The following is a 26,466-nucleotide window of genomic DNA, read 5'->3' as shown; positions in this document are numbered from 1 at the left end:
AGATGAAAAAGATACATAGTTTACTCATTGCCTTCACGTTACTTTTCTGTCTAAGTTGCGGAAAGATACTGGAAGAGCATCCTCAGTCGCAGATTGTTCCTTCTTTCTTCAATAGTCCTTCGGGGGTATTGGGAGGAATTGCGGGGGTCTATAATGAAATCCGTGGTCAGTGGGGAACTGAAGGCTTTTCTTCTGAAATGCAAGCAGGTACCGACGAATTTATCCAAGGAGCTAGTAGCGGTGGTGGTGCAGTACACACTTTAAATGGGCTTAACAGTACCAATTTTGGTTCTGCATGGGCGGCTGCTTTTACGTCTATCAATACAATAAATGGAGTATTGAAATATGGCCAGAGTATTGATTTGCCAGAAGCCACCAAAAAACAATATTTAGCTCAAGCTAAGTTTTTGAGAGCGTTTTGGTATTTCTATTTGGTACAAACGTGGGGAGATGTGCCGTTGCATACCGAATTTATTACATTGCCTTCGCAAAGTGCCAAAAGAGACCCAGCGTCTGAGGTTTATAAATTGATTATTCAGGACTTTACGGAGGCTGCGGCCAATTTGCCTGACAAACCAACCGCTCCGTTTTTAGGAAAGGCGGCGACTAAACCTGCGGCCTTGTTTTTCTTGGCAAAGGCATATTTGACACGTGGTTGGTTGACAAACTCGCAAGCCGATTATGCAGAAGCTGCTAAAATCTCGAATGATTTGATTGTCAATAAAGCCACATATGGCTTAGAATTGTGGCAAGATTTTGGGGATGCGTTTGTTCCTGCCAACGATTATGGCAAAGAAACACTTTTTGTAAGCGATCACTCAAATGATGCCAAGTTTGGTTATTATCGATTGGGTGCGGGTGAAAGTGGTGGGTTTGCCAATAATTTGACTCCTTGGTTTACCAACTGGAATTATCCAAACAACAGCGGTATCAACTCTTTTGTGAACGCGTCTGGTGTGCTGGTCAATTCTGGTACTTCAACCATGATTCGCGATTCTTACTATGGCCGTCCTTACCAGCGTCTTCGTCCCAACAGCGTTAAGCAGACGTCGGGAGAAAATGCAGGAAAAAATTATTTCCTTGACCAAGCGTTTGTTAAAAGAGACATTGACTCACGTTTTGCCAATACGTTTTACACCGTATATATTTCCAACACGACTGTGACTAACACGCCAACGGCCGCAAACAACAGACGCGGTATTGGTTATACAATGCAAATGGGGGTAGATACGGCCGTTTGGATTACTGATTACGAGGTGGTAGGTGCTCCTCAGTTTAACGGAACGCGCCCTTTCAAAGGAATTATTGCGCCACCAAGCTTATGGAAAGCTGATTTATATCCTGCCATTAAAAAACACATGGATCCAAGCCGTGGCAGTAACTTCAACGACCCTTCGACGCGGCCAGTAGTGATTACTCGTTTTTCTGAAGTGTATCTGATTGGCGCTGAGGCGTATTTGATGTCGGGTAACAAAGCCAAAGCCGCGGAACTTCTCAATGTGGTTCGCCAGAGAGCTGCATATCGTAAGACAAACACTGCGGCGCAAAATGCTGCGGCAGCAACTGCCATGACGATTACGGCCGATGATGTAACGGTTGACTTTATCTTGGACGAAAGAAGCCGAGAGTTGTTTGGCGAATGGATGAGATTTCAGGATTTGGTTCGTACCAAGTCTTTGGTACGCCGCTTACAAGCTTGGAACAAGGAGACAGGGCCGTATGTGAAAGATTTTCATGTGTTACGGCCAATACCTCAATCGCAAATAGATCGTACTGTGGAAGGGCCAGCGTTTCCGCAAAATCCTGGCTATTAGAGTAGTAGTTAGCAAATTAAAAGATAGATAAAGAGAGCGTTAGAGATGTAAGTGGCATTTGCCACTTACATCTTTTTTTAATCTTTCAATTATTGTATTTGTATATTTTATGAAATAAATATAACTTTTTATCTTTGCTAAATCAGTTATCTCTTTCTGAATAAATAAAATCGGTAGTGGGAACAGCACTATCTTTTTTGTAACCATAAATGTGTCATATTTACACATTCCTTTTGTCTTGTAAACGTATTATTAATGAAACAGTTACTGTTATTTTTCTTATTGGTTGTATCATCATTGGGTTTTGCCCAACCATCCCAAAACCTCAAACTCTGGTACAACAAACCTGCGGGGGCCGTCTGGGAAAATGCCCTGCCGATTGGAAACGGGCGGTTGGGCGGCATGGTCTATGGCAATGTTGGCAAAGAAACGATTCAGCTGAATGAACACACCGTTTGGTCGGGTAGTCCCAACCGCAACGATAACCTCGACGCGTGGGCGTCGTTACCCCAAATTCGCCAGCTGATTTTTGACGGAAAACAAAAAGAGGCCGAGAAACTGGCTAATAAAACCATTATTACCAAAAAATCACACGGGCAAATGTTTCAGCCCGTCGGGAGTTTGCAGCTGACGTTTGACGGCCACGATAATTACACCGATTATTACCGTGACCTCGACATTGAGCGGGCCGTGGCAAAAACGAGCTATACCGTCAACGGGGTTACCTACACCCGCGAACTGTTTGCGTCGTTGCCCGAACGCGTGTTGGTAGTCCAGCTTACGGCAAGCAAACCTAATGCGCTTTCGTTCCGCGCTTCCTATACGACTCCTCAGGCAAAACCTGTCATCAGCGCCAATGCCAACGAACTTACAATCTCAGGCACTACCTCCGACCACGAGGGTGTGAAAAGCATGGTGAAGTACATGGGTATTGCGAAAATCAAAACCAACGGTGGTACGGTCGCCGCCAACGATACCAGCCTTACCGTACAAGGAGCGACTTCGGCTACTATTTATATTTCGATTGCCACCAATTTCGTCAACTATAAAGATGTTTCGGGTGATGAAAAAGCCCGCGCTTACGACTACCTGAATAAGGCATTTCCTAAACCATACGCGGCCCTGCTGGCGCAACACGTTGCCGCTTACCAACGCTATTTTAATCGGGTCAAACTGGATCTTGGTACTACCGACGCTGCCAAACTCCCGACCGATGAACGGCTTAAAAACTTCCGCTCGGTCAATGACCCTCAGTTGGTTACGATTTATTACCAGTATGGTCGTTACTTATTGATTTCGTCTTCGCAGCCGAGCAATAAACTGGAATCGGGGCAGCCTGCCAACTTACAGGGCATCTGGAACCACCGTATGAAACCACCGTGGGACAGCAAATACACCATCAACATCAATGCCCAGATGAATTACTGGCCTGCCGAAAAAACCAACCTGTCGGAGCTGCACGAACCGTTTTTGAAAATGGTAACGGAGTTGTCGGAAACAGGCCAGCAAACGGCGCGCGAAATGTACCACACCCGTGGCTGGATGGCGCACCACAATACCGACATCTGGCGGGCAACGGGGGCCATCGACGGCGCTTTCTGGGGCATGTGGCTCGGTGGCGGAGGCTGGACGGCCCAACACTTGTGGGAGCATTATCTGTATAGCGGCGACAAAGCGTATCTGACAAAAATTTATCCCATTCTGAAAGGCGCTGCCCTTTTCTACGCCGATTTTCTGATTGAACATCCCAAATACAAATGGCTGGTAATCAACCCTGGAAGCTCCCCCGAAAACGCCCCGCAAGCCCACGACGGTTCGTCGCTGGACGCGGGTACGACGATGGACAACCAGATTGTGTTCGATGCCTTCAGTACGGTGATTCGGGCAACGGAAATTCTGAAAAAAGACGCTGCATTTGCCGATACGCTCAAGCAGTTACGAAATAAACTGGCACCAATGCACGTGGGCCAATACGGTCAGTTGCAGGAATGGCTCGACGACGTGGACGACCCCAACGACCACCACCGCCACGTGTCGCACCTCTACGGTTTGTTCCCTTCCAACCAGATTTCCCCTTACCGCACCCCCGAATTATTCAATGCGTCGCGGACTACCCTCATTCACCGTGGCGACGTTTCGACGGGCTGGAGCATGGGCTGGAAAGTAAACTGGTGGGCCAAGTTGCAGGACGGCAACCATGCCTATGCGTTGATTCAGAATCAGTTAACACCCCTTGGTGTCATCAAGGAAGGCGGCGGAACGTACAACAACCTGTTTGACGCACACCCACCGTTCCAGATTGACGGCAATTTTGGCTGTACGTCGGGCATTACCGAAATGCTGATGCAAAGTGCCGACGGAGCCATACACCTGCTGCCCGCACTGCCCGATGTGTGGCCTGCTGGCAACGTGGGTGGCCTTCGCGCCATCGGCGGTTTTGAGGTAACGGACATGCAGTGGAAAGACGGCAAACTGACCAAACTGACCGTAAAGTCCACCTTAGGAGGCAACCTAAGGGTACGCACGCCGAATGCCCTCAAACTTACCAGTGGCGGTAGTTTGAAGCCTGCAACGGGCGAGAATCCGAATGTGTTTTATGTCACTCAGAAAACCGCCCCTGCGGTCATTTCGGCTAAAGCCAATGTCGCGCCTCTTTCGTTGAAAGAAACGGTGCTATACGATGTGTCAACGCAGGCAGGAAAATCGTATGTCTTTGTTGCCCAATAAATTAACGAACAGAATACTTAAATCATAACCATGTTGAAAACTGCATTCACCACCTTTTGCCTTGCTTGTGTAATGGCATTGAGTCCACTTGCTCAAGCCCAGAAAGTTACTTTAAACAACCCGATTCTAACGGGTTTTTATCCTGACCCGAGTATTGTCAAAGTCGGGACTGATTATTACAGTGTGCATTCCACGTTTTCGTACTTTCCGGGGCTGCCCATCATGCACAGCCGCGACCTGAAAAACTGGAAACAAATCGGCAACGTCATTAGCCGTCCGTCGCAAATGGATTTTATGGGCGAGCGGATGAGTCGTGGGCTTTTTGCTCCTGCCATTACGTATTACAAAGGCATATACTACGTAACCTGCACTGATATTGACCATGATGGGAACTTTGTGGTGACTGCCACCAACCCAGCGGGACCGTACAGCAACCCCGTAAAACTTCCACAAGTCAGGGGCATCGACCCATCCATTTATTTTGACGAAGCTACCGATAAAGCATACATCGTTTACAATAGCGATGCTCCTGATAATAAACCACTTTACCCGGGTCATCGCACTGTTCAGATGTATGAGTTTGATTACAAAAACTTAAAAACTATCGGAGAAAAAAAGCAATTGATAAACGGTGGGGTGGATATTACCAAAAAACCAGTTTGGATTGAAGGCCCACACATTTTGAAACGTAATGACTGGTATATTCTTTATTGTGCAGAAGGCGGAACGTCCGTGAATCACTCGCAGGTGGCTTTACGCAGCAAAGATATTTGGGGGCCGTACGTGCCGTTTGAAGGCAATCCTGTATTGACCCAAAGAGGCTTACCCGCCGACCGCCCCAACCCGATTACTTCGGCAGGACACGCCCAGTTCATTGAAGGCCCTGACGGCAATTGGTATTCTATTTTCTTGGCTGTTCGCCCTTACGAAGGTGATTTCTACAACACAGGTCGCGAAATGTTCATTGCTCCGCTCACATGGGTAAACGATTGGCCGATGATTGAACACGGAGAAAAAGCCATTGAGTACAAGTATGCGACTAACATCAAAGAAGTAAAACAGAAAGGCGCTTTGCCACAAAACGGCAATTTTGCATATACCATGACCTTCGACAAAGGACTCGACCTTTCGCTCATGCACTTGCGAACAGTTGATAGTAGTTCATTTAAAACTTCTAAAAATGGTTTAACGCTTACACTCAAGCCTGAAACGATCTCAGAGTTGGGCAATCCATCTTTTGTGGCCAAACGCCAGCAACACATGTATTCAGTAGCTGAAACAGAGTTGAATTTTACGCCAAAAACTGAAAAAGAAAAGGCGGGTTTGGTGATTTATCAAGACGAAAGCCATTTTTACTTTTTGGCAAAATCTATCAAAGATGGTAAAACACAAGTGGAATTATACAAAAGTGTGCATCGCAAAAAAGAAGTAGAATTGATAAATGCGCTACCCGTGGGAAATGGCAAATTGAATTTAAAAATAACGTCAAAAGCCGATAAAGTTGATTTTGAGATTTCTGAAAACGGTAAAACGTACAAAATCGTTGCCGAAAACTTAGATGGTAAGCACTTATCTACCAAAGTATCAGGTGGATTTATTGGCAATGTGTATGCTATGTATGCGACTTCGTCGGGAGAAAAATCAGACAACTCAGCTTCATTTAAATTCCTGAAATACAGCGGTAATGATCCTGTATTGAAATAATGTACCCTTGGAAAGGTTCAAAACCTTTCCAAGGATGAAATGAAATACAGTGGCAATGATCCTGTATTGAAATAAAAAATATCTAATCTTGGAAAGGTTCAAAACCTTTCCAAGGATTAAAAAACAATGCCTTGCGAACCTTACTAACACATACCATAACCGCTTTCCTGCTCAGCTTTTCGGCATTCGGGCAGATGCAACCGTTCACCCTTCAGGAGGTGAAGGTGACAAGCGGTGCTTTTAAAAACGCGCAGGATGTGGATATGCGGTACATCCTGTCGCTGAACCCAGATAAGCTGCTGGCGCCATACCTCATCGACGCAGGATTACCCCTGAAAGCCGAACGCTACGGCAACTGGGAAAGCTCGGGACTGGACGGCCACATCGGTGGGCATTACCTGTCGGCGCTGGCCATGATGTATGCCTCGACGGGCAATGCCGAACTGAAAAAGCGGCTCGATTACATGGTGGAGCAACTGGCTCAGTGTCAGGCCAAAAACTGCAACGGCTACGTAGGCGGTATTCCTCAGGGAAAGGTGTTTTGGGAACGGATTCACAAAGGCGACATCGACGGCAGCAGTTTCGGGCTGAACAACACGTGGGTGCCGCTCTACAACATTCATAAGTTGTTTGCAGGCTTGCGGGATGCCTACGAATTTGCGGGTAATCAGCAAGCCAAACAGGTATTGGTCGGTTTGGGGGATTGGTTTGTCGAACTCATACAGCCGCTTTCGGACGACCAAATCCAGCAAATCCTTCGTACCGAGCACGGGGGCATGAACGAGGTTTTTGCCGACCTGTACCTGTTGACCAAAAACCAAAAGTATTTGACCACCGCCCAGCGTATTTCTCACCGCGCTATTCTGAATCCGTTACTGCAAAAACAGGACAAACTGACTGGTTTACATGCCAATACTCAGATTCCGAAGGTGATTGGGTTTGAAAAGATTGCGCAACTGACTGGCAATAACGACTGGTCGGAAGCGGCGCGTTTTTTCTGGCAAAATGTAGCCCAAACCCGCAGTGTGGCCTTCGGCGGAAACAGCGTGCGGGAGCATTTTAACCCGACAACTGATTTCAGTTCGATGCTTAAATCGAATCAGGGGCCTGAAACCTGCAATTCGTTTAACATGCTGCGGTTGAGCAAAGCGCTGTTTCTGGACAAAAACGACCCGTCTTATCTCGACTTTTACGAACGGGTTTTGTACAACCACATCCTGTCGAGTCAGCATCCGCAAAAGGGTGGCTTTGTGTATTTTACGCCCATTCGCCCCAACCATTATCGGGTCTATTCGCAACCCGAAACCAGCATGTGGTGCTGCGTTGGTTCGGGCATCGAAAACCATACCAAATACGGTGAACTGATTTACAGTCATTCGGCCAATGACCTGTTTGTCAACCTGTTTATCCCTTCCACCTTAGACTGGAAGGAGAAAAATATTCAACTCACCCAAAGCACGGAGTTTCCGTACAAAAACCAGACAGAACTGGTGCTGAAACTGACTAAATCACAGACGTTTGCCTTGCAAATCCGTTCCCCGAAATGGGCGGAAAATGTTGAGGTTTTGGTCAATGGGAAAAAGTATCCTGTCAGCGCCCAGCCCGCACACTACATGAGTATTGAGAAAAAATGGAAATCGGGCGATAAAGTGACGGTGCGTTTTTCGACCTCAACCAAACTGGAATACCTGCCCGACAACTCCAACTGGGCGGCGTTTGTGCACGGGCCGATTGTGTTGGCGGCGCAAACCGCTAAAACCGATTTGGTCGGGCTGTTTGCCGACGACAGCCGCATGGGGCACGAAACCAAAGGGAAACTGTACCCCATCGACAAAGCGTACGCGTTGATTGGCAATGCCGACTCCTATCTTTCAAAAGTGAAACCAGCTGGTAATCTGACCTTTACCCTCGATTCGCTGACGCTGCAACCGTTCTACGAAATCCACGATGCCCGTTACCAGATGTATTTCCAGACTTTTACGCAGGCGGATTTTGATGCCCAAAAAGCAACCCGACGTCAGCAGGAAGCCGAGGCATTGGCACTGGAAGCCCGAACGGTTGATAAGGTGAATTGCGGCGAACAACAACCCGAGGTAGATCATGCGTATAAGGGCGAAAAAAGCGACTCGGGCTACGACGACGACGGCCGTTTCTGGCGAAATACTCGCTCGTACATTTCGTATCAGTTGCAAAACAAAGAGTTGGCGGGCAAAACGCTTGAGATTCATTTTTCGGGAAATCTGAAAACGGAGGATGTGGGTATTTTTATCAATGATCGGGCTGCGGAATTACTCGCCGTAAAAGACAAAGTGATTACAGTAAAAACCGATGATAAAGAACTTGTTAAGCTAAAAATTTCCTCCGAAAATGGCAGGCCGACGCCACGGTTTTTTCAGATAAGATTGGTAAAATAAATATCTATTCTTTTAGCAATTAACGATAACAAAAATGACGTACAAACGAAATTGTGTCAAAGTAACACGGTCTATCCTCTTGCTTGTAGCAGGCTGGCTCTTCAGCCTTTCAGCAGGTGCTCAATCCAATTTTTCCAGCAAACTTATTGGTGTAGGTGTTGTGGTCGCCGATATTGACCGAGCGCTCGATTTTTACGTCAACGGCATTGGCATGGTAAAAACTGGAAGCTTTACTATCAATGAAGAATTTGGCAAACGTTCTGGACTTACAAACGGTGTTGCGACAAACGTAACCGTCCTTAAACTAGAAAATAGTCCCGAAGCCAACGAATGGAAACTCATGAGTTTCGGCAAAAAAGCGGCTCATCCCATGCCCAAAGTCATTCAGGATGATACGGGTATGCAGTACATTACAATCAATGTAAAGTCCTTAAAACCAATCATTGAGCGATTAACTAAACAAAATGTTGCCTTTTTGGGGACTACGCCCACGCCACTAAATAAGAACGCTCATTTTGTACTTGTTCAGGACCCCGACGGCAACTTTGTTGAGCTTATCGGGCCGCTTGAATAATGCAAAAATCAAATCAGGAATATGACAAAACGTTTCTTTTTTACTCTTTATATTACCCTTCTGGGATTATTAATTTCAAGTACGGCCACGGCACAAACCGCCCGCAATCCCATCATTTATGCCGACGTGCCCGATTTAGCCATGATTCGCGTCGGGAAAACGTACTACATGAGCAGCACCACCATGCACATGAGCCCTGGGCTGCCCATCATGAAATCAAACGATCTGGTCAACTGGCAGATGGTCGGGTATCTCTATGACACGCTGGCCAATGTGCCTTCGCTAAACCTCACCGACGGGAAAGGAACGTATGGACGAGGTTCGTGGGCGAGCAGCCTGCGCTTTCACAAGGGTACTTACTACGTGACGACGTTTGCCCAAACCACGGGAAAAACCTACATCTGGTCGTCTAAAAACATCGAAAAAGGGCCTTGGAAAGTTGCCACGTTTAAGCCCTCTTACCATGACCACACCCTGTTTTTTGATGAAAACGACAAGGCTTATTTAATTTATGGCGCAGGGAAACTCAAATTGGTGGAACTCAACGATGACCTCACGGGCGTCCGCGAAGGGACAACCGAAACGGTGGTGATTGAGAATGCCAGTTTGCCAGCAGGGAATAATATCATGCTGGGCGCTGAAGGCTCTCAGCTTTTTAAACACAACGGTAAATACTACCTCTTCAATATCTGCTGGCCACGGGGCGGTATGCGGACGGTGATTATCCACCGCGCCGACAAAATCACGGGGCCGTGGGAAGGTCGCGTGGCGTTGCAGGATTTGGGCGTGGCACAGGGTGGATTGATTGATACGCCCGACGGTCGCTGGTTCTCGTACCTGTTCCGCGATTACGGCGGGGTTGGCCGCATTCCGTATTTGGTGCCTGTAACGTGGGAAAACGGCTGGCCTGTGTTGGGCGTTAACGGAAAAGTCCCCGAAACGCTGGATTTGCCAGCCAATAAATCGCTCATTCCCAGTATTGTAGCCTCGGACGAATTTGCCCGCAAAAAAGGCGAAGCCGCCTTGCCGTTAGTGTGGCAATGGAATCACAACCCTGACAATGCACTCTGGACGGTAGCTGAACGAAAAGGCTTTTTGCGTTTAAAAACGGGACGGATTGATACGTCGTTTGTTCTCGCCCGCAACACCCTCACCCAGCGTACCATCGGCCCCGAATCGACGGGCTCGACCTTGCTGGATGCCTCTAACATGAAAGAAGGTGATTTCGCGGGGTTGGGATTGTTACAAAAGAATTTTGGTTTGGTGGGGATAAAGGTGGGTAAAGGGAAAAAATCAATCGTTATGGTGAGTGCCAATACGGGAAAACCCGTTGAGATTGACAACATCCCGCTTTCGCAAAACACGCTGTACGTCAAGGCGGAATGTAATTTCAAGAACCGCGCCGACATCGCTCATTTCTTTTACAGCCTCGACGGCAAGGTTTGGGCGAAAATCGGTGAGCCTCTGAAAATGCCTTATACCATCCCGCATTTTATGGGCTACCGTTTCGGGTTGTTCAACTACGCTACCCAATCCACGGGCGGCTTTGCCGACTTTGATTATTTCCGAATAGAAGACAAGATTACGGCGAAGGAATAGATACTGACAGTCTGCCTGAGAAACAGAGTATTCAGCGGACTCATATAAACCACATAGTTACATAGGGCACAAAAGGGAAAAAAATCTATGTTTTCTATGTGCCTATGTGGTAAAAAACTTTTGTTCTGGCGAGAAACCCAAATAAGCTTTTTAGGGTGAAAGAATTTAAAAAAACATTAGCGAAATGAAGTACCTTTTTTATTGGCTGATATTGAGTTCTCTGGGTATTAACGCCCAAACCATCAGCAGTCCTGATGGCAAACTGGTGGTTAATCTTACCTTAGACAACGGAAAGCCCTCGTATAGTATTTCTTTAAATGGCAAGATGTTCCTGACTAAATCGCCGCTCGGACTGAAAACCAACGTGGGTGATTTTTCGGAGAATTTAGTACTGGTAGATGCTAAAACGAGTGTTCAGAAAATTGACAATACCTATGAACTGCCCAACATAAAGCAACGAAAGGTACATTATGTGGCCAATGAAGGGGGATTTGTGTTCTCAAAAAACAACGTAGATGCTTTTCAGGTGACGTTCAGGGTGAGTAACAACGATGTGGCGTTCCGCTACAAGGTGTATCCCCAAAAACAATCCCGTAGCTGTGTGGTCAACGAAGAAGCATCGGGCTTTGCCTTTCCGAAAGGAACCACCACGTTTTTGTCGGCTCAAAGTAAGGCCATGGTGGGTTTTGCCCGAACTATGCCAAGCTACGAGATTCCTTATACGGTCGATGATACGTTGGGAAAAAATGGCAGAGGCAACGGATACACCTTTCCGTGTTTATTCAAGGTCAATACCAACGGTTGGGTGTTGATTTCTGAAACGGGCGTGGACAGCCGATACTGTGGCAGCCGACTGATTGGTCATTCAGATGGGTTATATACCATCGGGTTTCCTATGCCCGACGAAAACAACGGCAACGGAACTTCCGCGCCGGGGATCCCGCTACCTGGCGAAACGCCGTGGCGCACCATTACCGTTGGCGAAACATTGGCGCCGATTATCGAAACAACCGTACCGTTCGACGTAGTAGAACCCCGTTATGCGGCTTCGCAGTCCTATAAATATACCAAAGGCTCATGGAGCTGGATCATCGGCATGGACGGCAAAACAGTCTATGACGAACAGAAACGCTACATTGATTTCAGCGCAGCGATGGGCTACGAAACCATTCTCGTGGATGCCCTCTGGGATACGCAGATTGGACGGGAGAAAATAGCAGAATTAGCGAAATACGGCGCGGGTAAAGGGGTTAGTTTGTATTTATGGTACAACTCCAACGGCTACTGGAACGATGCTCCGCAAGGCCCGAGAGGGATTATGGACAACACCATTGCCCGTCGGAAAGAGATGGCGTGGATGAAAAGTATTGGCGTGAAAGGCATTAAAGTGGACTTTTTCGGCGGCGATAAACAGGAAATGATGAAGGTCTATGAAGACATTCTCTACGACGCCAACGACTACGGTATCCTGTGCATTTTTCATGGCTGTACCCTGCCGCGAGGCTGGGAACGGATGTATCCAAACTACGCAGCAAGTGAGGCCGTTCTGGCCAGCGAAAACCTCGCCTTTTCGCAGCGGAGCTGTGATTATGAGGCATTTAACGCCACGTTGCATCCATTCATCCGCAACACCGTCGGCAGCATGGATTTTGGCGGGAGTGCCCTGAACAAATTTTACAACGCCAACAATACGCCAAACCGTGGCTCAAAGCGGGTAACGTCGGATGTGTATGCGCTGGCAACGGCGGTATTGTTTCAGAGTGCCGTGCAGCACTTTGCGTTGGCCCCCAACAATTTAACAGACGCACCAGATTGGGCCATTAATTTTATGAAAACAGTCCCAACCACGTGGGACGAGGTTCGCTATATTGACGGTTACCCTGGGAAGTATGTGGTACTGGCGCGTCGTCATGGAAACAACTGGTATGTAACAGGTATAAACGCCCAAAAAGAAACCCTGAAACTAACCGTCAAACTGCCCATGATTGCGGCAGGGGCGGAACTCAGACAGTACACCGACGACGAACAACTGAACGGCAAAGTTAGTACTTCAAAACTACTGAAGAATCAGGAAGTTAACCTGACGATTCCGACGAATGGCGGCGTACTGATTGTGCAGCAATAACAAGGAAAAACCCTTAACCAAAATCATGAAAAAATTTCAATCAACCCTGTTTTTAGCGCTGACGCTTTTGCTTTTGGGATATAGCGCCCACGCTCAGGATCCCAACTTCCACATTTACCTCTGCATCGGGCAGTCGAACATGGAAGGGCCTGCCCGCATTGAGCCGCAGGATACGACCGTTGACAACCGACTTCGGTTGCTGGCCGCCGTGGATTGTCCTGAACTGGGGCGGACAAAAGGCAACTGGTACACGGCCAAACCACCGCTTTGTCGCTGCAATACCCGTCTTTCACCCGCCGATTATTTCGGTCGGACGTTGGTAGCCAATCTGCCGCAAAACGTCAAAGTAGGCTTTGTGCACGTGGCCGTGGCGGGGAGTAAGATTGAGATTTTTGACAAAAAAGACTATAAAATGTACCTCGACACCTCGGCCAAAGAAAGGCCGTGGATGATTAATATGGCCAATCAATACGGCGGAAATCCGTACGAACGATTGGTTGAAATGGCGCGTTTGGCGCAAAAAGCGGGGGTTATCAAAGGCATTTTGCTACATCAGGGTGAATCCAACACAGGTGATAAAGGTTGGCCGATGAAGGTCAAAAAAATCTACGACGATTTGCTGACCGACTTGAACTTACCCGCCAACTCATTGCCGTTGCTGGCGGGCGAGCTGGTCAATGCCGATCAGGGCGGCAAATGTGCGAGCATGAACCCCATCATCGCTACCTTACCGCAGGTGATTCCCCAAGCCATTGTGGTTTCTTCCAAAGGCTTGCCCGCCGTTCCTGACAAACTGCATTTCAGCAGCGAAGGCATCCGCATTTTTGGCAAGCGCTACGCGGCTGCTTTGTTAGCGTCGCAAGGCAAGAAAATCGACATCGACGAAAGCAGCATTGCACCGCCTGCTCCCGTAAAAGTAGAGCAGGGCTTACTACAAGGCAGCACCGAAAACGGTTTATCAGTTTATAAAGGTATTCCTTTTGCCGCCCCGCCCGTGGATGCGCTTCGCTGGAAAGCACCGCAACCTGCTGCCAAGTGGGAAGGAGTTAAACAAGCGACCCAATTTGCCCCAGCCCCTTATCAGGGCGGGAATCCGCCTTCGGGCAAAAGCGAAGATTGTTTGTACTTAAACATCTGGTCGCCTGCCAAAACCGCCAATGAAAACCTGCCCGTCATGGTCTGGATTTACGGCGGCGGATTTAGCTTTGGTGCTACCTCCGAGCCCGTAACGAACGGTGAAAAACTGGCAAAAAAAGGCGTAATACTCGTCAGTATCGCCTATCGGGTCAATCAAATGGGCTTTCTGGCGCATCCCGAACTGAGTGCCGAAACACCCCAAAAAACGTCAGGAAACTACGGCTTGCTGGACATGATTGCGGGTTTGCAATGGGTGCAAAAAAACATCAAAGCCTTTGGGGGTAATCCTGACAAAGTGACCATTTTCGGCGAATCAGCGGGAGGCATTGCGGTGAGCATGTTGTGTGCTTCGCCATTGGCAAAAGGACTTTTTCACGGCGCGATTTCGCAAAGCGGCGGCTCGTTTGGCCCTGACCGACTCACTACCTACCCCGGAGAAAACATGAAGCGGTTGGCGTTGGCCGAAAAACAGGGCGTTGAATTTATGCAGAAAGCAGGGGCTACGTCATTGGCCGAACTTCGCGCCTTGCCCGCCGACAAGCTCCCATCGGGTTTTGGCAACCCCGGAGGCTGGCCCATCGTCGATGGCTACGTCATTCCCGACGACCAGCATGTTTTATACCAAAAGGGCAAGTTTAACCATACGCCTGTGTTGATCGGCTACAACTCCGACGAAGGGGCGAGTTTTATGCCGCCAAAAACGCCGAAAGACTACATCGAAAGCACCACCAAACGCTACGGGCCTTTTGCCGAAAAACTAATAAAAGCCTATCCCGTGGACGAAAACAGCGTTCCCAAAACGGCGCGGGATTTGGCGCGTGATGCGGCTTTTGGCTGGCAAACGTGGGCGTGGGCAAACCTCCAGTCCCAAAAATCCAAAGACAAGGTTTATTACTATTATTTTGACCAGCACCCTGAGCACCCCGCAGGCTCGGCAAAGTTTGGCTACGGCTCACCCCACGCGCAGGACGTTGCTTTTGTGTTTGGGAACCTCAACCCCGCCGACCAGAACCGTACGCCAACCGACGGAGATATGTCGGAAACCATCATGACCTACTGGACAAACTTTGCTAAAAACGGCAACCCTAATGGCGGGAATGTGCCGCAATGGGAGGCCTTTTCTACCAAAAAACCTGCGGTCATGTATTTCCAGCAAAAGGCGTTTATGGGGTCTGTTCCGAGCGAAGATGCCATGAAAGTACTCGATAAATATTTTGAATGGAGAAGAACGCCCGAAGGAAAAGAATGGGCTAAATAGCGAATCAAATTACGGCGTAAACGATGAAAAAAAGACTTTTTATATTATTCTTTTTAGGGCTTTCATTCTACACTGGTTTTGCGCAGAATGAACCAAAACCAGTGGGGCCATTACCTACCGAGAATCAGTTGCGGTGGCAAAAAATGGAATATTATGCCTTTGTGCATTTTTCGGTCAATACCTATACGGATATGGCTTGGGGTTTTGGAAACGAAGACCCGAAGATATTTAATCCCGAAAAACTGGATTGCCGACAATGGGCCAGAATCTGCAAGGAAGCAGGCATGAAGGGAATCATTATTACTGCCAAACATCATAGCGGTTTTTGCCTGTGGCCGTCAAAATACACCGAGTATTCTGTCAAAAATTCGCCGTGGAAAAACGGCAAAGGGGACATCGTGCGCGAAATGGCCGATGCCTGTAAAGAATATGGACTGAAATTCGGGGTGTATTTGTCGCCCTGGGACCGAAATCATCCCCAATACGGTAAGCCTGAATACATCACTTATTTCAGAAATCAACTTACAGAACTGCTTACCAATTACGGCGAGGTTTTCGAAGTATGGTTCGATGGCGCCAACGGTGGTTCGGGCTACTACGGCGGCGCGAATGAAACCCGTAAAATTGACGCAAAAACCTACTACGACTGGCCAACTACTTACCAGCTTGTCCGCAAGTTGCAGCCTAAAATGGTGATTTGGAACGACGGCGGCGACCGTGCCGACTTGCGCTGGGTGGGTACCGAATCGGGCTACGTGGGCGAAACCAACTGGAGTTTGTTGAATGCCACAGGCGATGTACCCGAGCAAATGTTACGCCACGGCGTTGAAAATGGCAATGCGTGGGTACCTGGAGAAGTGAATACCTCGATTCGGCCAGAGTGGTTTTACCACGAACGCGAAGACAGAAAAGTAAAAACCTTGCCTCAGTTGCTGGATATTTATTACCATTCAATCGGGCGAAACGGTACACTTCTGCTCAATTTTCCGATCATGCCCAACGGCCTGATTCACGAAAAAGACGAAAAAGCAATTCAGGAATTGACAAAAACAATCAAAGAAACATTTGCCCATAATCTGGCTAAAAATGCGGTAGCTTCTTCGGAACAGGTACGGGGCAAAAACGCCCGTTATGGGGCCAATAAGGTGATTGATGGTGACGAGAATTCCTATTGGGCCACTGATGACAACTCAATCACGGGCTCGATTACGCTGGATTTTAGAAAACCTACAACCTTCAATCGTTTTCTGGTACAGGAACCTATTCAGTTGGGGCAACGGGTAAAATCGTTTAGTGTGGAAGCATTTGTGGACGGGAAATGGGTGCCCATCGCGAAAGAAACCACCATTGGCTATAAGCGTATTCTGAGATTCCCGACCATTGAAGCTACTAAACTGCGGTTCAATGTATTGGATGCCAAAGGCTGTCCGCTTATTTCAAACATTGAAATTTATAAAGCCCCCATCGTTCTGACGCCGCCAACCATTATGCGCGATAAAGAAGGGCTGGTTCAGTTTGTGTCGGGAGACAAAGAGTCGGTCATTTATTATACAACCGATGGCAGCACACCTACCTCTTCATCGGCCAAATATACGTCCCCCGTCAAAACGGATGAGGGCAAAGCAGACATCAAGGCCATTACGTTTAATCCGTTTACCAATCAGGCCAGCATAGCGAGTGAAGAGAAATTTGATATTTCCCGCAAAAACTGGAAAATCCTGAGTACCGAAGACGCAAATGCCAACAAGCTGCTTGATGGCAATCCGAGTACGTCGTGGCATCAAAAAAGAAACCAACCGATGCCAGCAGAATTGGTCATTAATTTGGGGAAGGTAGAACGTCTTGAAGGTTTCCGCTATTTACCTGCCCAAAACTGGTGGGAAGAAGGAAGCATCATTACCAATTATCAATTTGATGTTTCGCAGGACAATACGGACTGGAAAACCGTCAGTGAGGGTGAATTTTCCAACATTAAAAACAGCCCGTTTTGGCAAATCAAACCCTTTGCCCCCGTTTCGGCGCGGTACATCAGGTTTCGGGCGCTGAAAAACACACAGGAAAAAACAGCCTCAGGGTATGCCGAACTGGACGTAATTACGGCTAATTAACTTAATACCAAACATTACTATGTATCCCAAAACCACCTTCTTAACCCTTGTTTTACTTGGTATATGGCAGTTTTGTACTGCCCAGCCCACCTCAAGACCCGTCATTGTTTCGCCCGAAGTACATGCTGACAATTCGGTGACGTTTCGGTTTTATGCGCCTGCGGCCAAAGAAGTGAAACTCAGTGCGCAGTTTGAAAAATCGCCTTTGGCCATGACCAAGGATGACAAAGGGGTTTGGAGCGTTACCACTGCGCCCGTGAAGCCTGATATGTATCCCTACGCCTTCAATGTCGATGGTATTTCGGTGGCCGACCCCACCAATTCAGCGCTTTTTCCCAATGAAGGTTTTCAAAATAGTGTGGTCGAAATTACGGGAAACACTCCTTTGGTACATACCCTGCAAAACGTCCCTCACGGCACGGTGTCGTACCGATATTACCAGTCGGCAGAGTTAGGAACGCGGCCCGTGGTGGTTTACACCCCTGCTGGCTACGAAGCAAACCCAAAGGCTTCTTATCCAGTGCTTTATTTGTTGCACGGTACCACCGATACCGAAGAAACGTGGACAAAAGTAGGCCGTGCCAATGTGATTCTTGACAACCTGATTGCGCAGGGCAAGGCCAAATCCATGATTATTGTAATGCCCTACGGACGGGCTTATCCTGTCATCAGCAAGTCGTCGGGTAGTTTGCGAAACTGGGATAATTTACAGGAATTCAAGAAGGACTTTTTCGGCAATTTGATGCCGTTCATTGAGAAAAATTACCGCACCCTCAACGACAAAAACAACCGCGCTATCGCAGGATTTTCGGGCGGGGGAGGCACCACGCTGTACTTTGGCCTGAACAACACCGACCAATTTGCCTATGTCTGTGGGTTTGCCCCGGGTATGCTCAAAAATGAGTTTGACCGCAACAATGAGGTGTTTTTTAAGAATGCCGCACAGGCCAATAAGAACCTGAAATTATTCTGGATTGGCGTGGGCAAAGAAGATGGATTATATGCTGTCAATCAGGAATATATGCAGGTACTTGACCAGAAGAAGATTAAGTACGAACGTCTCATCACCGACGGCGGACATACGTGGATGAATGTAAAACACTATTTGAGTGTCATTGCGCCTAAGCTTTTTAAATAGTAAACCAATACACCCTTAACCAATCAGTAAACCAATGAAAATCGTTACACTCTTTAAACAGCTCAGCCTGCTTTTGCTGATTCTCGTTCCCTTTGCAGGATTGGCCCAGCCACCGCGCGGCCCGTTTGTGATTTCGCCCAAAGTCAATTCTGACAAAACCGTTACCTTTTCGTACTTAGCGCCAAATGCCAAAACGGTGCTGTTGGGTGGGAGTCAGTTTGGGCAAGCCGATGTGCCGTTGACCAAAAACGCGGAAGGTGTTTGGTCGGTCACCGTTGGCCCAGTTAAGCCTGATATTTACCCGTACAGTTTTAAAGTGGATGGTGTTACGGTGATGGATCCTGCCAATGTCGCTTTCTTTCCTAACGAGCGATTCAAGGCCAGTCTGGTCGAAATCCCGTCGGATGAACCTGCCATTTACGCGTTGAAAAACGTCCCGCACGGCTCCATTACCTACGAATATTATCCGTCGGTTGAAGGCTCAACGGGCACGGTTGTTGTCTATACACCAGCGGGTTATACCAAAGAAACCGCCAAAAAATACCCCGTCTATTACCTCATCAGCGGTACGACTGATACCGAAGAAACCTTCTGGAAAGTGGGCAAGGTAAACCTGATGCTCGACAACATGATTGCGGCGGGCACGGCCAAGCCCATGATTGTGGTGATGCCGTACGGGAATCCGCTGGCGAAAATTGCCGAACAAACGGGCAAAGACAAACCTGCCGATGTGATGAGCCGCGACGGCGAGGATGCCCTGCGCCGCATGAAACTATTTGAAACCGACCTTGTGTCCCACGTCATTCCGTACATCGAAAAGAACTATCGGACAATCAACAACCGCGATAACCGCGCCATTGGCGGCTTTTCGCGCGGGGGTGGACAGACGCTGCGCACGGCGTTCAACAACGTCGATAAGTTTGCCTACGTGTGCAGCTATGCTTCTTACATTTCGCCCGCTGAGATGGACAAAAGCTTTACCAACATCATTTCCAATCCTGCGAAAACCAACAAGGATTTTAAACTGCTTTGGTCGGGCATCGGCACCGATGATTTTCTATACAAAGGCACGGTCGAGTTTGAAGACTACCTGAAAGCCAAGAAGATAAATTACAAGAGCTACGTCATCGACGGCGGCCACACGTGGATGAACGTGAAGAAGTACCTCAATGAGACGTTGCCTGTTTTGTTCAAATAAATCACCCAAACCCATGAGCAAAGCCGCATTTTTCTCCCTTTTTCTCGGGTTCGTTTACGTGAGCGCACTGGCCCAGCAGCGTCCACCTGCCATCAGTTCGCCCAACGTCCATGCCGACAACAGCATCACGTTTACCTATTTTTCCCGAACGGCGCGTGAGGTAAAACTGTCGGGTGAATTTTTGAAAGAACCCGTTTTACTGACTAAAGACACCTCGGGTATCTGGCGGGTGACGGTGCCTCCCGTTACGCCCGATATTTACCCGTATAATTTTACCGTGGATGGGGTAGGCGTCGCTGACCCCAACAATACGCAGATTTTTGCCAATGAACGATTTAAGCGGAGCATCGTAGAAGTAAAAGGCGATAAGCCGCTGGTTCACAGCCTTCAAAACGTCCCGCATGGTAAAGTGACGTACCACACGTATTCTTCAAAAACGCTGAATACAACCCGTCAATTATTGGTTTATACCCCACCCAATTTTGACGCCAGCGGCAAGACAAAATACCCCGTGTTGTACCTGATTCATGGCGGGTCGGATACCGAAGAAACGTGGACCAAAGTAGGGAGGGCCAACTTCATTGCCGATAACCTCATCGCGCAGGGCAAGGCCAAACCGATGATTATTGTGATGCCCTACGGCAACGTTCGCCCCGCTCCGATGGCCGATTTTACCAAAGACGTGGTGAACGACATCATTCCGTTTGTGCAGGCTAATTACCCCACCCAAACCGATAGCAAAGGCCGCGCCGTAGCAGGGTTTTCCGTAGGGGGCGGGCAAACGCTGAACATTGGTTTTACCAATACTGACACGTTTGCCTACATCTGTTCGTACGCGCCGTACACCGCTACCGACGAGTTCAAAAAGAACTTCACCGACTGGACACCCGACGCCGATAAAGTCAACAAGCAGCTTAAACTGTTCACCATCAGCGTAGGAACGGAGGATTTTCTCTACGAAAGTGTGAAGCAAAACATCGCCATGTTTCAGGAAAAGAAAATCAAGGTCGAACCGCTCATTGTGTCGGGCGGGCACACGTGGATGAACTGTAAGTTGTTTTTAGCCAATTCATTACAGCAAATTTTTAAATAAAAACAAACCCTTATGATGATGAAAAACCGCATATTATCAACTTTTATGGCTTCGGCACTGTCCATCGGACTTTGTCAGGCCCAAGTCGCCGAGGACTTCAAACCGTCCAGCCTCAACCAACCGGGTCAGGAATACCCGATGGTTAATTCTCAAGGTTACGCCCGTTTCAAAATCGTAGCGCCTGCCGCCGACAGCGTGCGGGTAAGTCTGGGACTTGGCGGTAAAGGAGGAACAAAACTCGCCAAAGCCGAAGACGGCACGTGGATGGGGACCACCGATGGGCCGATGGACGAGGGCTTTCATTATTACAACGTCAAAATTGACGGAGGAAAATTCAACGACCCGGGCACGCTCAATTTTTACGGCTCGGTGCGCTGGGAAAGCGGTATTGAGATTCCTGCCAAAGATCAAGATTTTTATGCCCTCAAAAACGTACCGCACGGGCACGTACAGCAAGTGCTTTTTCCGTCGCCAAGCACGGGCACTTCGCGTCGGGCGTTTGTCTATACGCCTGCGGGTTATGAAAAAGGGAAAGATAAATACCCTGTGTTGTATTTGCAGCACGGCTGGGGCGAAGACGAGACGGCATGGATGAATCAGGGACGCGCCAATTTAATCATGGACAACCTGATTGCAGAAGGGAAAATCAAGCCGTTTATCATCGTCAACACTTACGGTATGACCAATGAGGTGAAGTTTGGGAAAATCCGTGAATTCAAGATTGAGCCCTTCCAGACGGTGTTAATCAACGAGTTGATTCCGTACATCGACGCCAATTTCCGTACGTTGGCCAACAAAGACAACCGCGCCATGGCGGGCTTGTCGATGGGCGGCATGGAAACCAAAATGATTACGCTCAATAATCCTGATGTGTTTGCGTACTACGGTTTGTTAAGCGGTGGCGTATATGCCCCGACCGACATCACCGACAAATCGAAAGTAAAGCTGATTTTCCTGAGTTGTGGCAGCAAAGAACGCCCCGACGGCGTCAAAAAAGCAGCGGAAGAACTGAAAGCGGCGGGCTTCAACGCGGTGTCGTACGTTTCAGAAGGCACTGCGCATGAATTCCAGACGTGGCGTCGGAGTTTGTACCAATTGGCCCCGATGTTGTTCAAAAAATAACACCAAAAATCAGATGAGAAAAACGGTTCTGCTGTGTCTGCATGGTTTCCTTGCCCTGACAGCTGCCTTTGCGCAGCAACCACGCCGCACGCCCGAACAGGATAGCCTGATGGCACGGATGCAGCGAAAAACAGCGGCCGACCATCGGCAAATGCTGAACCAGCTAGGCATCCAATCGCTTCGTTCGGGGCCATCGGGCAACCCTTCGGCACCCAATGCCGCCAATCGGGACGAAGCGAAGGTGCTGCCTTATACATTACCCGATCCGTTGGTACTCAAAAACGGAAAGAAAGTAAAGTCGGCCAAAGATTGGGTTGCTAGCAAGCGGCCTGAATTGGTGGAAGATTTTGAACGGGAAGTTTATGGTCGATTGCCCGCCGTCATTCCGAACGTAAACTGGCAGGTAGTGTCGGTCAAAGATACTACCGTTGGGAATCAATCCATTAAAGAAAAAACGCTGCGGGGTGTGGTGGAGAATTCGGCGTACCCATCCATCAGTGTCAACATTGAACTGGTGTTGGCAACTCCTAAAACTGCGTCGGGCCCCGTCCCCGTGGTCATGGAATTTGGCTTTATCCGTTCACCGTTTGGAAATAATGCTCCCATTCAGCCCATTGGGTTAGGGTCGGCGGGCGAACCTACGTGGAAAGAGCAACTGATTTCCCGAGGTTGGGGATACGCCATCCTTGTGCCCTCCAGCATTCAGGCCGACAATGGCGCAGGGCTGACCGAAGGCATCATCGGCCTGTGCAACAAGGGGCAATTCCGAAAGCCTGACGATTGGGGTGCATTGCGGGCATGGGCGTGGGGTGCCAGCCGCGCCGTTGATTATTTTGAAACGGACAAGGACGTTGATACCAAGCGCATTGCCATCGAAGGGCTTTCGCGCTACGGAAAAGCCACCGCCGTCGCCATGGCCTTTGAGCCTCGTTTCTCGCTGGCTTTCATTGGGTCATCAGGGGCAGGTGGCGCTAAGATTTTACGTCGAATCTTCGGCGAGCAGGTCGAAAATCTGGCAGGTTCGGGCGAATACCATTGGTTTTGCGGCAATTTTTTGAAGTACGCAGGGCCGCTCACGCCGCAGGATATGCCCGTCGATGGTCACTCGCTGGTGGCGTTGTCGGCTCCCCGTCCCGTTTTTATCAGCTCAGGCTCACCACAGGTGGAAGGCCAGTGGGTGGATGCCAAAGGGATGTTTCTGGCGGGTGTCCATGCGGGACCTGTGTACAAACTATTTGGCAAAAAAGATTTAGGAACCTCCGAATTTCCCCGCCTCGGCACTCCGCTGATTGACGGAGAAATAGCGTTTCGGCAACACGCAGGCGGACATAGTACAGGCCCCAACTGGAGCACGTGGATTGCGTGGGCCTGTCGCTATTGGGGCGACTGTAAATATTTTGAATGAAGTAGAATGGAATAGAGTTTTACCCGCAGATTGGTGCAGATTGAGAGCCGCAGACAAGCGCAGATTCATCGTTTTAATAAGCTTTTTTCAGCGAAAATCTGCGTTTGTATTTTTCAGCGTTCTTCTGCGGGAGAAAGAAAGAAATGAAATTGTTTATCTAATAAGACGTTCAGTATGAAGCATTTATTGTATTTTAGTTTTGCACTTTTCGGCCTTGTGGGCGGTTTGCACGCTCAACCTACCGACAAAGAAATGCCCAAAAGTTTTGATCAGGTCCGAGCGGGCATTGCCATGGGTAAACTAGACACGGTGAAGTACGAATCTAAGACGGTTGGAAGTACCCGTAAAGCGCTCATTTACACGCCGCCCAATTTTAATAAAAAGACCAAATACCCAGTGCTGTACCTACTTCACGGTATTGGTGGCGACGAAAAAGAATGGCTCAAAGGAGGCAATCCACAGGTGATTCTGGACAATTTGTACGCCGACGGCAAACTCGCGCCGATGATTGTGGTGATGCCCAACGGCCGCGCCATGAAAGACGACCGCGCGGTGGGAAACATCTTTGACAAAGACAAAGTCGAAGCCTTCGCAACCTTTGAAAAAGACCTGTTGAACGACCTGATTCCGTTTGTGGAGAAAAAATACCCGACGCTCACCGACCGCGAACACCGCGCCATTGCGGGCTTGTCGATGGGCGGCGGGCAATCGCTGAACTTTGGGTTGGGCAATCTGGACAAATTCGCTTGGGTGGGCGGATTTTCTTCGGCGCCCAACACCAAAGTTCCGCAGGAATTAGTGCCCAATCCCGAAGACGCTAAGCAAAAACTGAAACTGCTCTGGATTTCGTGCGGCGATGCCGACGGGCTCATCACGTTCAGCAAACGCACCCACGATTATTTATACCAAAACAGCGTACCGCACATTTATTACCTCGAAGCGGGTGGCCACGACTTTAAGGTGTGGAAAAACGGGTTGTTTATGTTTTCTCAGTTTTTGTTTAAACCCGTCGATACAGCATCGTTTCCTTCGTATTCGGTGCTGGGAACCCCTGCGGCAACCAACATCCGCAACGGCAAATACCCGCAGATTCTGCCTGATAACCGCGTAGTTTTTAAAGTTAAAGCACCTCAGGCACAGAAGGTTCAGATAGACTTGGGTAAAAAATACGACATGGTAAAAGACACCGCAGGCTTCTGGAACGTGACAACCGATGTCATCAGCCGTGGTTTCCATTACTACTCGCTCATCATCGACGGGGTAGCCCTTGCCGACCCTGCCAGCGAATCGTTCTACGGCATGGGGCGCATGGCCAGCGGCATCGAAATCCCGTACGAAGGCAGCGGATTTTATACCCTTAAAGACGTCCCGCACGGCGACATTCGGATTAAGAAATATTTCTCGAAAGCCTCTAACGCGTGGCGCGAAATGTACGTGTATGCACCTCCGGGTTATGACAAATCTTCTGAAAAATACCCCGTGATGTACCTGCTCCACGGCGGTGGCGAAGACCAACGCGGCTGGGCAACGCAGGGGCGTACGGACGTGATTCTGGACAACCTGATTGCCGAAAATAAAGCCAAACCGATGTTGATTGTGATGGTGGACGGGAATTTCTACGGCAACGGCGGCGGTGTGGCAGGCTTTGGGATGCAGCAGTTAAACCAGTTTGAAAACGAACTCAAAAACGCCGTCATCCCGTTTGTGGAAGCCAATTTCCGCACCCTGACCAACGCCAAAAACCGTGCGTTAGCTGGTTTGTCGATGGGTGGTTTGCAAACATTACACGCTGGCGTTCGTAACTCCGATATGTTTGGCTACCTCGGGGTATTCAGTTCGGGTTGGTGGTCAAACAACACCAAACTATCTGATCCTCAGTACGAATTTATGCAGGCCAATAAGGACAAAATCAACGCCAACATCAAACAATTCTGGATTTCGCAGGGAGGTAAAGAAGACATCGCCCACGCCAATTGCCAGATTATGATGAAGAAGTTCGACGACATGGGCATCAAGTACCAGTACAGCGAATACGCAGGCGGGCATACCTGGCCCGTTTGGCGGCATGATTTATTCGGATTTTCTCAGCTGTTGTTTAAATAAACGATGGTCTGGGATGTAGAGTAGGAGTTCCCTTCGGCTTCGCGCAGAATACAATTTCTGATTATTAGTATCTGTGTGAAGCCGAAGCCAGATAAGTAAAGTAGTTGGTCCAAAATCATGAATAGTGAGCGAATTTTGAAAATATACTTATAAGTGAAAGTTGGCTTGTTTTTAAAGAACCCAAATGATGAAAAGCTTACAAAAATTATTCTCTCCACTTTTGGCATTGAGCATTCTGCTTGGTGGACAAACTTTTATACATCAAGCCATTGCGCAGCCCCCTGGTCAGCAAAGAGCACCGCTGCCACCAATACCTATAAAAGGTGACACTACACATACATTAACAAGGCACTTCAAATTGGCTACCAACACTAAAATAGCTCCCTATGCCAATGGTTTTATTCATAGGTGGTTGGTGTTAGAACCAATCAAGAAAGACATAGCAAGAAATAATATCTTCACCGACAATTACTTACGCAGTGAGTTCAAAAACAATAATTTTTCGGAAGATTATTTAATGATACCCAAGGCTGGTGAAATGGTAAAGGTTGGTAATGAGTCTCTCAAGTGGTATGCTCTGGATAGTAAAACCTTTAATTTTAATTTGTTCAATTTTTCCTATGACATCAACAAACCAAAGTATGGCTTACTTTTTTGGTTGGTTACCGTCATTGACTGTTCAGAGGAAATACAGAATGTAAGGATGACTGCTGGATGTAATTCGGGAGGGATGTTTTGGCTCAATGGTCAAGAAGTACTGATGCTCTCAGGTGACAGAGATATGATAGTTGACAATGTGGCTTCACCATTATTAACCTTAAAAAAGGGGAGAAATATTATTCGGGGAGCCGTAATTAATGGCCCAGGGATGGCTAATTTTTGCCTTCGTTTTATTGACAAAAGCGACAAACCTGTCAAAAATATCAGTATCAGCAAAGATTAAATTC

16 protein-coding genes are annotated in these 26,466 nt (G+C 48.3%); all 16 read left to right on the top strand.

Going from position 1 to position 26,466, the window contains the following annotated elements; genetic code table 11:
• Positions 1–2: 2 nt before the first annotated feature.
• The 16 genes from DTQ70_RS14195 (at position 3) to DTQ70_RS14120 (ending at position 26,462) form a co-directional block, all read left to right on the top strand.
• Positions 3–1,814, top strand: coding sequence for a RagB/SusD family nutrient uptake outer membrane protein (locus DTQ70_RS14195; protein ID WP_122931418.1), 1,812 nt, complete (start codon positions 3–5; stop codon positions 1,812–1,814).
• A 255-nt stretch (positions 1,815–2,069) separates the two neighbouring features.
• On the top strand, positions 2,070–4,541 hold the full coding sequence (locus tag DTQ70_RS14190) for a glycosyl hydrolase family 95 catalytic domain-containing protein (protein ID WP_122931417.1): 2,472 nt from the start codon (positions 2,070–2,072) through the stop codon (positions 4,539–4,541).
• A 30-nt stretch (positions 4,542–4,571) separates the two neighbouring features.
• Entirely contained in the window at positions 4,572–6,245 is a 1,674-nt protein-coding gene (locus DTQ70_RS14185; protein WP_409050427.1) for a glycoside hydrolase family 43 protein, read from the top strand.
• 194 nt (positions 6,246–6,439) lie between these two features.
• Positions 6,440–8,659: a glycoside hydrolase family 127 protein gene (locus DTQ70_RS14180; RefSeq protein ID WP_122931415.1), complete on the top strand. Its 2,220-nt coding sequence runs from the start codon at positions 6,440–6,442 to the stop codon at positions 8,657–8,659.
• A gap of 34 nt (positions 8,660–8,693) precedes the next feature.
• Positions 8,694–9,233 carry a VOC family protein gene (locus tag DTQ70_RS14175; protein ID WP_122931414.1) on the top strand — a complete coding sequence of 180 codons (540 nt, stop codon included), beginning with the start codon at positions 8,694–8,696 and terminating at the stop codon, positions 9,231–9,233.
• Positions 9,234–9,254: 21 nt separating this feature from the next.
• Positions 9,255–10,832 (top strand): glycoside hydrolase 43 family protein, encoded by a 1,578-nt coding sequence (locus DTQ70_RS14170; RefSeq protein ID WP_122931413.1) that lies wholly within the window; start codon positions 9,255–9,257, stop codon positions 10,830–10,832.
• A 184-nt stretch (positions 10,833–11,016) separates the two neighbouring features.
• The gene (locus DTQ70_RS14165; RefSeq protein WP_122931412.1) at positions 11,017–12,957 is read left to right on the top strand and encodes a glycoside hydrolase family 97 protein; all 1,941 of its coding nucleotides are present in this window, start codon (positions 11,017–11,019) and stop codon (positions 12,955–12,957) included.
• 25 nt (positions 12,958–12,982) lie between these two features.
• The gene (locus DTQ70_RS14160) at positions 12,983–15,352 is read left to right on the top strand and encodes a carboxylesterase family protein (protein WP_122931411.1); all 2,370 of its coding nucleotides are present in this window, start codon (positions 12,983–12,985) and stop codon (positions 15,350–15,352) included.
• A gap of 23 nt (positions 15,353–15,375) precedes the next feature.
• A complete protein-coding gene (locus DTQ70_RS14155) occupies positions 15,376–17,460 on the top strand; it encodes an alpha-L-fucosidase (protein ID WP_122931410.1) in 2,085 nt (694 codons plus the stop codon).
• A gap of 19 nt (positions 17,461–17,479) precedes the next feature.
• On the top strand, positions 17,480–18,598 hold the full coding sequence (locus DTQ70_RS14150) for an esterase (RefSeq protein ID WP_122931409.1): 1,119 nt from the start codon (positions 17,480–17,482) through the stop codon (positions 18,596–18,598).
• A gap of 34 nt (positions 18,599–18,632) precedes the next feature.
• Entirely contained in the window at positions 18,633–19,796 is a 1,164-nt protein-coding gene (locus DTQ70_RS14145; RefSeq protein ID WP_122931408.1) for an esterase, read from the top strand.
• Positions 19,797–19,809: 13 nt separating this feature from the next.
• Positions 19,810–20,889 carry an esterase gene (locus DTQ70_RS14140; RefSeq protein ID WP_122931407.1) on the top strand — a complete coding sequence of 360 codons (1,080 nt, stop codon included), beginning with the start codon at positions 19,810–19,812 and terminating at the stop codon, positions 20,887–20,889.
• Positions 20,890–20,907: 18 nt separating this feature from the next.
• Positions 20,908–22,011 (top strand): alpha/beta hydrolase-fold protein, encoded by a 1,104-nt coding sequence (locus DTQ70_RS14135; protein WP_122931406.1) that lies wholly within the window; start codon positions 20,908–20,910, stop codon positions 22,009–22,011.
• 13 nt (positions 22,012–22,024) lie between these two features.
• The gene (locus DTQ70_RS14130; RefSeq protein WP_206019728.1) at positions 22,025–23,416 is read left to right on the top strand and encodes an acetylxylan esterase; all 1,392 of its coding nucleotides are present in this window, start codon (positions 22,025–22,027) and stop codon (positions 23,414–23,416) included.
• 174 nt (positions 23,417–23,590) lie between these two features.
• Complete coding sequence (locus tag DTQ70_RS14125; RefSeq protein ID WP_122931405.1) at positions 23,591–25,519, top strand: alpha/beta hydrolase-fold protein; 1,929 nt, start codon at positions 23,591–23,593, stop codon at positions 25,517–25,519.
• Positions 25,520–25,703: 184 nt separating this feature from the next.
• On the top strand, positions 25,704–26,462 hold the full coding sequence (locus tag DTQ70_RS14120; RefSeq protein ID WP_122931404.1) for an acetylxylan esterase: 759 nt from the start codon (positions 25,704–25,706) through the stop codon (positions 26,460–26,462).
• The last annotated feature ends 4 nt before the right edge of the window (positions 26,463–26,466 follow it).

The organism is Runella sp. SP2, from assembly GCF_003711225.1.
In the GTDB taxonomy this organism is placed as follows: domain Bacteria; phylum Bacteroidota; class Bacteroidia; order Cytophagales; family Spirosomataceae; genus Runella.
This window is presented reverse-complemented; position numbering and strand designations above follow the sequence as displayed.